Source organism: Pedobacter sp. KACC 23697, assembly GCF_045348445.1.
In the GTDB taxonomy this organism is placed as follows: Bacteria; Bacteroidota; Bacteroidia; order Sphingobacteriales; family Sphingobacteriaceae; genus Pedobacter.
Map to the genome: position 1 here is coordinate 4,185,467 of NZ_CP157485.1, position 12,555 is coordinate 4,198,021.

Annotated in this window: 12 protein-coding genes; 1 reads left to right on the plus strand and 11 read right to left on the minus strand. The window is 39.1% G+C overall.

Annotated elements, in window-relative coordinates; translation table 11 throughout:
- Positions 1–204 precede the first annotated feature (204 nt).
- On the minus strand, positions 205–1,488 hold the full coding sequence (locus tag ABEG20_RS16840; RefSeq protein WP_406824420.1) for a nucleotide sugar dehydrogenase: 1,284 nt from the start codon (positions 1,486–1,488) through the stop codon (positions 205–207).
- A gap of 206 nt (positions 1,489–1,694) precedes the next feature.
- Between ABEG20_RS16840 and ABEG20_RS16845 the strand changes: the two genes are divergently transcribed.
- Entirely contained in the window at positions 1,695–2,621 is a 927-nt protein-coding gene (locus ABEG20_RS16845) for a GDP-L-fucose synthase family protein (protein ID WP_406824421.1), read from the plus strand.
- A 124-nt stretch (positions 2,622–2,745) separates the two neighbouring features.
- Here the strand turns inward: ABEG20_RS16845 and rfbA are convergent, their stop codons facing one another.
- The 10 genes from rfbA to ABEG20_RS16895 form a co-directional block, all read right to left on the minus strand.
- Positions 2,746–3,606 carry a glucose-1-phosphate thymidylyltransferase RfbA gene (gene rfbA, locus ABEG20_RS16850; RefSeq protein WP_406824422.1) on the minus strand — a complete coding sequence of 287 codons (861 nt, stop codon included), beginning with the start codon at positions 3,604–3,606 and terminating at the stop codon, positions 2,746–2,748.
- A 67-nt stretch (positions 3,607–3,673) separates the two neighbouring features.
- The gene (gene rfbD / locus ABEG20_RS16855) at positions 3,674–4,537 is read right to left on the minus strand and encodes a dTDP-4-dehydrorhamnose reductase (protein WP_406824423.1); all 864 of its coding nucleotides are present in this window, start codon (positions 4,535–4,537) and stop codon (positions 3,674–3,676) included.
- Complete coding sequence (gene rfbC / locus ABEG20_RS16860) at positions 4,530–5,078, minus strand: dTDP-4-dehydrorhamnose 3,5-epimerase (protein ID WP_406824424.1); 549 nt, start codon at positions 5,076–5,078, stop codon at positions 4,530–4,532. The genes rfbD and rfbC overlap by 8 nt, the downstream gene beginning before the upstream one ends.
- Positions 5,078–6,130: a dTDP-glucose 4,6-dehydratase gene (gene rfbB / locus ABEG20_RS16865; protein WP_406824425.1), complete on the minus strand. Its 1,053-nt coding sequence runs from the start codon at positions 6,128–6,130 to the stop codon at positions 5,078–5,080. Before rfbB ends, rfbC begins: the two co-directional genes overlap by 1 nt.
- A gap of 215 nt (positions 6,131–6,345) precedes the next feature.
- Positions 6,346–6,909: a DUF3109 family protein gene (locus tag ABEG20_RS16870; protein WP_406827401.1), complete on the minus strand. Its 564-nt coding sequence runs from the start codon at positions 6,907–6,909 to the stop codon at positions 6,346–6,348.
- Between the two features lie 2 nt (positions 6,910–6,911).
- The gene (locus ABEG20_RS16875; RefSeq protein WP_406824426.1) at positions 6,912–7,685 is read right to left on the minus strand and encodes a DUF3108 domain-containing protein; all 774 of its coding nucleotides are present in this window, start codon (positions 7,683–7,685) and stop codon (positions 6,912–6,914) included.
- A gap of 98 nt (positions 7,686–7,783) precedes the next feature.
- A complete protein-coding gene (locus ABEG20_RS16880; RefSeq protein WP_335319276.1) occupies positions 7,784–8,299 on the minus strand; it encodes a DUF2480 family protein in 516 nt (171 codons plus the stop codon).
- Between the two features lie 65 nt (positions 8,300–8,364).
- On the minus strand, positions 8,365–10,440 hold the full coding sequence (locus tag ABEG20_RS16885) for a SurA N-terminal domain-containing protein (protein WP_406824427.1): 2,076 nt from the start codon (positions 10,438–10,440) through the stop codon (positions 8,365–8,367).
- A 250-nt stretch (positions 10,441–10,690) separates the two neighbouring features.
- Positions 10,691–11,263, minus strand: a complete 573-nt coding sequence (locus tag ABEG20_RS16890) for a hypothetical protein (protein WP_406824428.1) — start codon at positions 11,261–11,263, stop codon at positions 10,691–10,693.
- Positions 11,263–12,555, minus strand: coding sequence for an OmpP1/FadL family transporter (locus tag ABEG20_RS16895; protein ID WP_406824429.1), 1,293 nt, complete (start codon positions 12,553–12,555; stop codon positions 11,263–11,265). Before ABEG20_RS16895 ends, ABEG20_RS16890 begins: the two co-directional genes overlap by 1 nt.

Sequence of the window (12,555 nt, forward strand, 5' to 3'; positions counted from 1 at the left end):
CGATGAACCTCATACCTTCCGGGCACTTCGTTACTTTATTCACTAATTTTTATTTGTCGTTTGTTTACTGTTTCTTTACCTTTTAGGTAATAAAAAGGTAAAGAATAGGTAAGCGAGAGGTAACCATGGGGTTAACTTGGTGCCTGGAAAGAGTAAACAAAGGGTAAAGGATGGGTAAGCAAATATTAATATTAAATCGCTATATTATAACCTTGCATCAGCCAGATGCCTGTTGATAAATGACTTTGTATCGAAAATAATAGTACCCTGTTCCCTGAATCTTTGGTAATCGATTTCTAAGAATTGTTGGTGAGCCACAGCTAAAATAACCACATCATAATTTTTAAAATTGTCATTTTCCAGCATTTGAATATGATATTCCGCTTTCACTTCAGTTGGGTTAGCCCAGGGATCATATACATCTACCTGCATACTGAAAGATTTAAGTTCTTTATAAATGTCTATTACCCTCGTATTTCTGGTATCCGGACAGTTTTCTTTAAAGGCAAAACCCAGTATGAGGGCTCTGGCTCCATTAATTACTTTATCTTTAGCCACCAGCATCTTAATCACCTTATTGGCCACAAACATACCCATATTATCATTTACACGCCTTCCTGATAGAATCACTTCAGGTTTATAACCTAACGCTTCCGATTTATGCGCTAAATAATAGGGATCTACGCCTATGCAATGCCCGCCTACTAAACCTGGTTTATAATTCAGGAAATTCCATTTGGTGGCAGCAGCAGCCAAAACATCGGTAGTATCAATCTCCATTCGGTCAAAAATTAAGGCCAGTTCATTTACAAAAGAAATATTCACATCACGTTGAGCATTTTCTATGGCCTTTGAGGCTTCTGCTACTTTAATGCTGGGCGCCAGATGGGTACCCGCGGTAATAATGGAAGCATAAAGCGCGTCAATCTCTACAGCAACCGCAGGATTAGAACCTGATGTGACCTTTTTTATTTTGGTAAGGGTATTAATCTTATCTCCCGGATTGATCCGCTCTGGGGAATAACCACAAAAGAAATCGACATTAAATTTCAGCCCAGACACTTTCTCTAATACAGGCACACAATCTTCTTCAGTACAACCAGGATAGACTGTCGATTCATAAACCACTATATCCCCCTTTTTAAGCACTACCCCGATCATTTTACTAGCTTCGAGCAAGGGTTTTAAGTCAGGGCGTTTCTGTTGATCGATAGGGGTAGGTACGGTGACAATATAGATAGAACAAATGGCAATATCGGCGAGCTCGGCAGTCAGCTTCAGTCCCGTTTTTGCTGCATTTGGCTGCATCACCAAGGCAAGCGTATGCAGATCAGCTTCATGGGTGGTATCTTCCAAATGAATTAATTCGGCTACGCGCCTAACATTTATATCGAAGCCGCAAACAGCGTATTGTTTAGCGAATTCAATAGCCAATGGTAAACCAACATAACCTAAACCTATAACTGCGATTTGCTTTTCCTTATTCATAGATGCGCAAATATAGGGAAAAGCCTTAGGCTTTAATATTGAACTTTAATCAGAGGATCGGAGAGCAAACATCAAACTAAAAATAATGACTTAGGCCAAACGCGATTTAATAAACTACTTTAAGGTCTTACGGATAATTTCAAGAGATTTTATTACACATTTTCAATAAATAGGTTGTATTTTCGCGTGCATTTAAAAATTGAACATTGGAAAAAAGCGCTAAAATTTACATCGCAGGCCACAGGGGGATGGTGGGATCTGCCATTTATCGTAAACTACAGAAAGAGGGTTATACCAATCTTATTACCAAAAGCTCAGCAGAGCTGGATCTTCGCAATCAACAGGCTGTTGCAGATTTTTTCGCAACAGAAAAACCTGATTACGTATTCTTAGCCGCGGCAAAAGTTGGTGGTATTGTAGCAAACAACACTTACAGAGCTGATTTTCTTTACGAGAACCTGGCTATCCAAAACAACGTTATTCATAGCGCATACGTAAACGAGGTTAAAAAATTAATGTTTTTGGGCTCGAGTTGCATTTATCCAAAAATGGCTCCACAACCGCTTAAGGAAGATTATTTATTAACCGGAACTTTAGAGTATACCAACGAACCTTATGCAATTGCCAAGATTGCTGGGATTAAAATGTGTGATGCTTATCGTGATCAATATGGATGCAATTTTATTTCAGTAATGCCAACCAATTTATACGGTTACAACGATAATTATCATCCTCAAAATTCGCATGTATTGCCTGCCTTAATTCGCAAAGTGCACGAAGCGAAGGTAAACAATGAAAAGGAGGTTATAGTATGGGGTTCAGGATCACCAATGCGGGAATTTCTGTTTGCAGATGATTTAGCGGAAGCTTGTTATTTTTTGATGGAAAACTATAACGAGTCTCACTTAATCAATATTGGTACCGGGGAAGACCTTACCATTAAAGATCTTGCTTTATTAATCAAAGATGTGTTAGGCTTCGAAGGCGAGCTGGTATTTGATGCCACCAAACCTGATGGAACACCAAGAAAGCTGATGGATGTGAGCAAACTACATGCACTGGGCTGGAAACATAAAGTGGAATTGCGAGAGGGCATTAAGTTAGCTTATCAAGATTTCGATAGCAGATACTAGAAAAGTAATAGTCTGTAATCCGACAGGCAAAGACTAAGAGCATTGAGCCCGTAGAAAACTTAAACTTCAAAACTTAATAAATAATAGAAATAAAAAATCCCGAATTGTTCGGGATTTTTTATTTCTATTTAATTTGTTTTAGGAGGTACGAACCATATCCACTTTTAACCAGTGGCGTAGCAATAACTTTTAATTGTTCTGCATTGATAAAACCCATGCGATAGGCGATCTCTTCGATACAGCCTATTTTTAAGCCCTGGCGCTCTTCTATGATGCGCACGAATTCACCAGCCTGCATTAAAGAAGCAAAGGTTCCGGTATCCAGCCAGGCCGTACCGCGGCTCAGTACACCTACCTTTAGTTTTCCACGCTCTAAATACACCCGATTTACATCGGTAATCTCATATTCGCCACGGGGAGATGGCTTCACATTTTTAGCGATTTCGACAACCTCATTGTCGTAAAAGTATAAACCCGGAACAGCATAATCTGATTTAGGTTGTTCAGGTTTCTCTTCGATGGAGATCGCTTTTTTGTTTTCGTCAAATTCCACTACACCATAACGCTCAGGATCTGCCACCTGATAGGCAAATACGACTCCACCTTCCGGATCAGCGCTTTCTTGTAATAATCTGGACATCCCATCTCCATAGAAAATATTATCGCCCAATACTAAGGCTACTTTATCTTTTCCGATGAAATCTGCACCAATGACAAAGGCTTGTGCCAGTCCGTTAGGTTCTGCCTGTACGGCATAGCTAAATTTACAGCCCAGTGAAGCACCATCGCCTAATAATTTTTCAAAATTAGGAAGATCATGCGGGGTAGAGATAATTAAAATTTCCTTTATCCCGGCTAACATTAAAGTAGATAGGGGATAATAGATCATCGGTTTATCGTAAACCGGCATCATTTGCTTGCTACAGGCAAGGGTTAATGGATGCAAACGGGTACCGCTGCCACCAGCTAAGATTATACCTTTCATATTTTGGTCATTGGTTCATTGGTCATTGGTTCATTGGTCATTACAGACCTAAAATGAATAATGATGCCTATTTATTTACTTTAATTTGTTTTATGCATTCCACCAAACTATCTCTCCAATAAGGAATTTCAATATTAAATATATCCTTTATTTTAGATTTATCCATTACAGAAAATGACGGGCGGGTAGCTTTGGTGGGATAAGCAGAACCTGGAATAGGATTTACCTTAACTGCAGTTTCACTGATATCGAAAATTGCGGTCGCAAAGTCGAACCATGAAGTTACGCCTTCATTACTGTAATGATATATACCATAAGCATTTGATGAAGATGCAATGATATCAAAAATAGTATTTGCCAGATCTATGGCATAAGTTGGCGTACCCACCTGATCGGCAATGATATTCAGTTCATCGCGTTCCGCACCGAGTTTCAACATTGTTTTCACAAAGTTGTTCGCATACTCAGAATATAACCAGCTGGTACGGATAATGAAATGCTGAGGCAACAAGGCAATTATTGCTTTCTCACCATCGAACTTGGTTTGTCCGTATACACTGATCGGCTGTGCATTATCTTCCTCCTTCAATAACTTCACTTCATTTCCTGCAAATACAAAATCAGTTGAAATGTGGACTAAAGTTACATTTTGCGCTAAACAGGCCGCAGCCAGATAAGCGGCCCCGGTTTCATTAATGGCTTTAGCCAGATCAACCTCATCTTCTGCTTGATCAACAGCCGTATAAGCGGCACAGTTGATTACATAGACAGGTTTTTCTTTCGCTAAAAGATCATTTAAACCACTTTCATTTAAAATATTGGCCTCTTGCTCTGCCGGAAAAACAATTTCCGTAATTCCTCTGCGCGCAGCCACTACCTTTAAACACTGGCCTAATTGTCCACCAGCACCAATTACTAATATTTTAGCCATGTTGTAATTCTGCAAATGGTTTTAAAAGCATGTCTTTTTCTGAGATCGACTCCATTCCGGTTGGAATAAGCCAGTCAATATTCAGGTCGGTATCGTTATAGATCACGCCCGTTTCTGAAGCTTTGTTATAAAAATTGTCGCACTTGTAAAGAAACTCAACGGTATCGCTTAATACCGAAAAGCCATGTACAAATCCACGTGGAATATATAATTGCAATTTATTTTCGGCACTTAAACGTACCGCCACATGCTGACCGTAAGTTGGAGAACCCGGGCGAACATCTACCGCTACGTCCAGCACTTCGCCCTTGGTTACGCGCACCAGTTTCGCCTGTGCAAAAGCACCGGTTTGCGCATGTAAACCACGGATTACGCCATATGATGAATACGATTGATTGTCCTGTACAAATGCACCGGAAAGGCCGGTTTTATCTTCGAATGTCTGCTGATTGAAGCTTTCGAAAAAGTAACCCCGAGCATCATCAAAAACCCTTGGTTTTAAAATCAGACAGTCTTTTATCCCTGTTTCTGTAATTTCCATTATTTAGTACTGTACTGCTGCTCGTAATACGATTGGTAATTGCCTGAAGTAACATTATTTAACCAGTCTTCATTTTGTAAATACCAGTCGACCGTTTTAGCTAAACCTTCCTCAAATTGCAAACTCGGTACCCAATCTAATTGCTTTTGTAGCTTGCTCGAATCGATGGCATAACGTAAATCGTGTCCGGCCCGATCAGTTACATAGGTAATCAATTTGGCTGATTCACCTGCTTCGCGGCCCAATTTTTGATCCATGATGGTACAAAGCAAATTGATCAGATCGATATTTTTCCACTCGTTATGCCCACCAATGTTGTAAGTATCTCCTGTTTTCGAATGGTGGAAAATTACATCGATTGCTCTCGCGTGGTCTTCTACCCATAACCAATCGCGGACATTTTCACCTTTACCATATACGGGTACAGGCTTGTTATTTTTGATATTATTGATAGCCAAAGGAATTAGCTTTTCCGGAAAATGATGTGAACCATAATTGTTTGAGCAATTAGAAATGACACAATCCATACCATACGTATCATGATAAGCACGCACAAAATGATCTGAACTTGCTTTTGATGCAGAGTAAGGGCTATGTGGATCGTAGGCTGTAGTTTCAGTAAACATACCTTCTTCTCCTAACGCACCATAAACCTCATCGGTACTTACATGGTAAAAACGTTTTTTGTCGTAATCACCTTTCCAAAATTCGCGGGCGGCATTTAATAAGTTTACCGTACCAATCACATTGGTCATTACAAAAGCGGTAGGATCTGCAATAGAACGGTCTACATGGCTCTCTGCTGCAAGATGAATCACAGCGTCGAAATTTTCTGCTTTAAACAGATCAAACATCGCCTCGGCATCAGTAATATCTTCTTTTACAAATCTATAATTCGGTTTATTTTCGATATCGGTTAAGTTAGCTAAATTGCCTGCATAGGTCAGTTTATCTAAATTGACAACCTCATATTGAGGATAGTTATTAACAAAACGACGAACTACATGGGAGCCGATAAAGCCCGCGCCACCAGTGATTAAGATTTTTTTCACAGTTATTAAATGAATTTCAGTCGGCTAAAATAAGTTAGATTTAGGCAAAAAACAACTTAATTCTGACATAAACAAAAAACTAAAAGAATCACACAACCTTATTCGGCCTATTTTTCCGGCTTCCGGAGAGAAATGTATAGATTATCTTGCGCAAGAAATAGATGAGCGCAGTCTAATTATAGATGAAGTCTACAAAAAGTTATGGCCAGGTAAACCTACATCGCCGCCAACGAACTTTCTAATTCCTTATACCAAGCTTCTCCGTATTTTCGGATTAGTGGTCCCTTTAAAAAGCTATATACCGGAACTTTGAGCTCGCGGCCAAAAGTACAGGCATCATGGCAGATATGCCATCGATCATAGTTAAGCACCTCAAATTCCGGATATTTGGTGATCCGGATAGGGTAAAGGTGACAGGAAATCGGCTTTTGCCAATCTACGATACCCTGCTCATAAGCTTTTTCAATAGCACATTTAGTAATGCCACCTTCGAACAACACATAAGCGCATTCTTTATTTTTATCCACACAAGGGGTAGTCAAATCGCCATCTTCATCCACTACGTAAACGCCTTGCTCTTCAATGGCTTTAATACCCTTTTCGTTTAACAGGCGTTTTATTTTCGGATAAATCTTCTCCAGAACGACTTTTTCATCATGATCCAAAGGTGCACCGGAATCGCCTTCCACACAGCAGATTCCTTTACATTTGCTTAAATTACAAACAAAATTTTCCTTCAATACATCTTCGTGCACCAGCACCTGTTCAACTTCTATCATCATTATTCTTTTGCTAAAGCATATTTCAGCCCATTGGCTGATTTTAATTCCATTGTAACCGCACCAACCAATATTTCAACCTGTGCCTTTACCGGCACCCGGTTTCCATCATCGGTTACCCAAAGGTACAAACGGCTATCTTTTTTAAAGATACGTCCGGGTTTAATGGAAGGGCTAAATTTTAAACAGCGGATATTGCCCAATTTATTTTTAACCGTTTCTTTGCCTACATATTCTACCTCAAGCGCTGAAATTTCATCACCTAAAAAATAGTTCAGTTTAAACTTATCGCCAACTTTGATTTTACTCATATCCAGGCTCCGTGCGAAATAATAAGCCGAAACCAGATCAAAAGTTTGATTAGTCGGTGTAGTAAAGGTACCTCTATTGGAAACTACTTTCTTTCCATCCTGGTTAAAACGCGCCTTATCTTGCCTTTTATAACTGGCCTCACGGATATTCTCCTGGTAGAAATAAGGTAAAAGATCAGTTTTATCAATGTAGGAATCGTAATGATCCCTTATTTTATAAAAAATATCAAAAGTACCGGAAGTCTGCGCGTCAACCGTAAGTTTGTATGTAGGCTTGTTATCAAACTTTAAATCAGAATTGGTTACTTTAATCGTGGCTTCTGCCGCCGTGATAAACCCATATCTTAATTTATATTGCAGAACTTCACCTTCCTGGAATACGGCCTCCTTCTTCAGGGGAAGTTGCTGAGCCATGGTGAAGAGACTACATAGGCCAGCCGTAACTGTTATTAATAATTTTTTCATTGCTTTTGTACTCATTTGTGTGTTGAAGGAAAAAACCATTCTTAAAGAAGATGGTTAAATTTTCCTTTTATGAAGATATACAAAAAGCAAACCAAAATTTAATCTTTTCTTTTGTAAACAGGAACAGTAGAGCAAGGCTCGCCAAACATAATGCTCTTCACTACCGGGGTAAGCAAATTGGTAACTTCTACGTACGCAGCAACCGGCACCTCGATATCGCCGCATCCTTTTACCACCACACGTTCGTTCGCATAATCCTGGGGATTGATTTTAGCCAATGCCTTGGTAAATAAAACCGCTTCTAATGTATTTAAGTCGCCAAATACAACCTCATTGGCATATGGCTTTAGCTTATTGGCCAAAAGCATATAAGCCCATGTAGGTACAATGGCATCTGCAGAGCAGGTGATGGCCACATTCTTATCCTGATACTGTGCCCAATCGTGATCTTTTATAAATGCCCGAAAATCTTTTTCCCTTAGCATTAAACCGTGGAACAGATTATCTACAATATCATATACGACCCTTTCACCCTTATGATAAAAATCTTCAAGGTTCAAGGTAATTAAACCACTGTTGGCTACTTTATTGATGATGTTTTCCTGAATTTCCATGACTTTAAATAAAAAAACCGTCCCGACTGATCGTTGGAACGGTTACAAAATTACATATTTTCTAGTTAATAGAATTTCACACGATTGTCTTTTATCTTGGCATTATCCTGTAAAGCCTGGAAAGCTGATCCTAATGAACGCTGACCTATACTTAATAACATGCTTTCTTTTTGTTTAAACATGTTTGCAATTGGCGCAGGGTTTGTAAATCCATCAACCGTAAATACATATACACCACGCTCGCCCTGAACAGGAGCAGACAATTTGCCCGGCTGTGAACCAAATACACTACCTACCAATGCATTTTCCTGTGCAACGCCCGGAATGACAGGATTAGCAAATACGACGTTCTGAACCGGATTAACCGGACGGGCAACTTTCGCCGCCACCTGATCAATAGTTCCTTTACCAGCATTCACTAATTTCTCTTTCAATTGTTTGGCCTTAACCGCATTAAGTACCATTGGTTCGATTTCTTTCTTCACATCAGCCAATGATAAAGTACCTTTTGGACTGATGTTGGTTAATCGTGCCACCACGTAAGCATTGCTCATGGTATAAATTTCAGGTAAAACATCGCCTTTATCGGCTGCGTAGGCATCCTGTATCAGTTTGCGCGGATTATCTAAACCTGCCGCAAATCCTTGTGTTGCGGCCACCTTATCAGCAACAGCTACCTTCAATCCTTTTTGGGCCGCAAATTTATTAAAATCATTACCTTTTACATCGGTTAAGAAACTGCTCGCCGCTTTATAGGCAGCTGCCTGAGTTTTGCTGCTCGCTGCCAATACTTTTTCTACATATGCCAATTTAGCTACTTTAGAAGAGCCGATCTGTTTTTCGATTTTAAGAACATGGTAACCAAACTGAGATTTTACCACTTTAATATCACCGGTTTTACCATCAAAAGCAGCATTTTCAAATTCAGGAACCATTGCACCACGTGCGAAAGTACCCAACTCTCCACCTTTATCTTTAGAACCATCTACACTATAGTTTTTAGCCAGTTCCGCAAAATTGCCACCTTTTAAAATTAAGCTTTTTAATGAATCCGCTAATTTAACTGCTTTATCTTCGCCACCAACTTTAGCCGGATCAATTAAAATATGGCTAGCCTTTACCGAATCGGGAGAGATACGGGTTGAAACTACCTTTACAATTTTGTATGAATTACCGCTTAATTTCGGACCATAAAAACTACCTGCAGGTAAAGAAAACACTGCCGAATCAACAGCTGGATCTAATTTACCTTTTGTAATATAAGTAAAAGGAACTTTTACGTCTGAATTGATCGCTGCAAAAAGTGAATCATTTTTAGCTACCTGGAAATCAGCCGCTATTTTATCTACCTGAGCTTTAATGGCCAGTGAATCTGCTTGATTAGGGCTGATACTGAAAGTAACATACTCAAAAGCACGTGTTTCTTGTGGATTGTTAAAACGCGCTTTGTTCTGATCATAATATTCCGAATAATCAGCATCAGTTAACTTAACTGATTTATCAGGAACTGAAGCATAATCTAAACTTACATATTTAAAGTTGGCCAGTTTGTTACGGTTGTTATACTCATCTGTAGCCTCTAATGAAGTTACATAAACCGAGTTACGGATTAAGTTAGAATATTTGGTTTGTAATGCCTGGTTTTTAATTTCCTCCTGTAACATGTTAGATTGTTGCAAAGCCTGAGGTTCTTTCGACTTTAAAAAGTTCATCAGTGTAGCACGGTCTAACTGTCCGGTTTGTGGATTAGAAAAATATTGCTTGATCAATGGACTAGGGTTCTGCCCCTGTAACAAATCCAGCAATTCGTCTTCTGATATGGTTAAACCCAAACGATCATATTCTTTAGTTAACAAAACTTTTGCCAACTCTGCATTCCATGCCTGATCAACAGCCATAGCAGTCATCTGTGCATTGGCACTACCACCATATTGTTGTTTCATCTGGTTTACACCCTGATCAACCTTTGGTCCGAACTCATCGATATTGATGTCGTTACCATCTATAGATCCTACCACTTTTTGATTTGCCGACCAAAAAGGTTTACCCACGTTAATTGCATCACCTACTAAAAATGCAACAATTGCAAAACCGATTGCAAAGACCAGAATATAGCCTGCACGGTTACGCAAAAATGTCATTAATCCCATATTGTATTTATAATTTATTTAGTTCTTTTTTAAGAGGGCGCAAGATACAAATTTGCCTTAAAAAAGAAAACACAAAATTTTATTTATCAAGCGCTTAATTATTAAGGGAATGGAAGAGGTAAAATGGATGAAATAAGATGGAAAATGTAAGATGGAGATTGAAAAATTAGCTTTAAATCTATAGATATTTCAATGCCTTTTCGAATACGGCATTCGTCTTACATCACACATTTTACATCAATTAAGGCGCAACGCCTTCTTTCATATTCAATTCGCCATTGCCGCTATCCATTTCGTATGTACTAAAATCCTGTGGCGCTTTGAAATTTATTCCTTCACCCACGCTTCCGTCAATTCCTCTTACATAAACACGCTGGTTAGAATAGAAAATCTTCTTAGATTCATCCCAGATCAGTTCCTGAGAAGAAAAGGTATCACCTTTACTGTTCTTCACCACCACATTTTTCCTGAATTCGGTTTTAAGTTCATTATCCCTCCTGATGGCATAATCGCAAACCAGGTTTCCGTCAATAGTTCCATTGGGGTTATAAAAATCGATGCTGACTCCTTTGATCATCTCCTGATAAGCGCTCCCATTAGCGGGCGTAACCTTATCAAGTATCGGGGCTACACCTTTTGCTTTGATCCTTGCAGAATCGCTGTAAATAATATCTACACCTAAAGTACGGTCGCGGGAGAGGATTATCTTATTTATAGAAACAGCATTTGCTTTTTTTAGATCGTCGTCTCCACAGGAAGCCATAAATAAAGGCAATACCAGGAAGAGACCATATAAAAATACTTTCAGTTTCATTAATCTACACGGTACTTACGGAACCAGGTATCGTTTAAGGTAAAACCTAAGTGGAAATTAATATACTGCTCTTTAACCAGATTATTGTTTAAAGTTCCTCTTTGCCCAAGTTCTGTTGTAAAATTAATTTTATAAAATGCAGTCCCCCCATTAGCAGTTGGTAACGGGAAACCAAAGCCTAAAGATGCACCCATTTGTTTAATATCCTGATTACCGATCTTGATATAAGTTTTGTCGTAGTTAAAACCAATACGGTAATCTATCCGTTTCATATAACTATTATAAGAAAATGCATCTGGTGTCCATTGTCCACCCAGGGATGCTCCCCAGCTATCCTGCAAACCCTGGTTGATATCATTGATGCTGGTTTTAGACCATTTACCCATTCTAAAATCGGCACCGATTAACCATTTATCATTCTGTTGGATAGCAATCCCAAAATTGTGTGTTAAGGGTAAAGTAAGATTAGATTTCCCTCCATTTACCGAATTTAATGTATCTACCGCAGTACTTTCATTACCATCCTGGTCTCTTGTATAAAGCGTACCATAAGAAGTTAGTGTGGAGTTTACTTTTCCGGAAGTACTTCCAGAGTAGCCCAAGGTAACAATTGTTTTCTTGCCCAATGTAAAATCGTATTGAATACCGTACGAGTAGCTTAACCCGGCAACACTATTTTTGGTCTGAAGTTTTGCATTATAAGAACCTACACTATTAAACTCTGTAGCGCGGCTGTTTTGAAGATTTCCGAAAATATATTCCAGGTTACCACCTATCCTTAAATGATCACCAAAACGGTAACCATAGCCCAAATAAGCTTTTGATAAACCACCTTCCCCTTCATAAAGCTGATTCAGCGTGGTGGTATCAACTTTTACGGTATTCCTGTAATTATAACCCAGATCTGAGTAAGGTAAAATGCCAAAACTCAATGCCGATCTCCTGGTAACCGGCGCTGCAAAGGCCAGGTGACTAAAAGTAGAATTAAAACTTGATTCGCTTAAGTTATTACGTGTCAGGTTGGTTACACTTGCACTCATACCAATATCGATCGTGGTTAACGAAATGCCAGCATATGATGCCGGATTCTGCATATTGATGTTATTAAAACCGGTAACTTTGCTCACTGCAGTGGAGATTCCACCCATGGCCCTAAACTGGGGCAATAAAGATCCTTTTATATTTCCAAGCCCATATCTTGAATATGGAGATGAAGTGGTAACCTGTGCCTGAGCACTTAAACCACAAACTAGAATGATTATGGCTGCAATATAATTTATTCTTTTGTACAT

Coding starts and splice junctions, on each gene's coding strand:
- ABEG20_RS16890 (WP_406824428.1), bottom strand. CDS start 11,263: ATGAAACTGAAAGTATTTTTATATGGTCTCTTCCTGGTATTGCCTTTA.
- ABEG20_RS16895 (WP_406824429.1), bottom strand. CDS start 12,555: ATGTACAAAAGAATAAATTATATTGCAGCCATAATCATTCTAGTTTGT.
- rfbC (WP_406824424.1), bottom strand. CDS start 5,078: ATGGAAATTACAGAAACAGGGATAAAAGACTGTCTGATTTTAAAACCA.
- ABEG20_RS16875 (WP_406824426.1), bottom strand. CDS start 7,685: ATGAAAAAATTATTAATAACAGTTACGGCTGGCCTATGTAGTCTCTTC.
- rfbA (WP_406824422.1), bottom strand. CDS start 3,606: ATGAAAGGTATAATCTTAGCTGGTGGCAGCGGTACCCGTTTGCATCCA.
- ABEG20_RS16870 (WP_406827401.1), bottom strand. CDS start 6,909: ATGATAGAAGTTGAACAGGTGCTGGTGCACGAAGATGTATTGAAGGAA.
- ABEG20_RS16880 (WP_335319276.1), bottom strand. CDS start 8,299: ATGGAAATTCAGGAAAACATCATCAATAAAGTAGCCAACAGTGGTTTA.
- ABEG20_RS16885 (WP_406824427.1), bottom strand. CDS start 10,440: ATGACATTTTTGCGTAACCGTGCAGGCTATATTCTGGTCTTTGCAATC.
- ABEG20_RS16840 (WP_406824420.1), bottom strand. CDS start 1,488: ATGAATAAGGAAAAGCAAATCGCAGTTATAGGTTTAGGTTATGTTGGT.
- rfbD (WP_406824423.1), bottom strand. CDS start 4,537: ATGGCTAAAATATTAGTAATTGGTGCTGGTGGACAATTAGGCCAGTGT.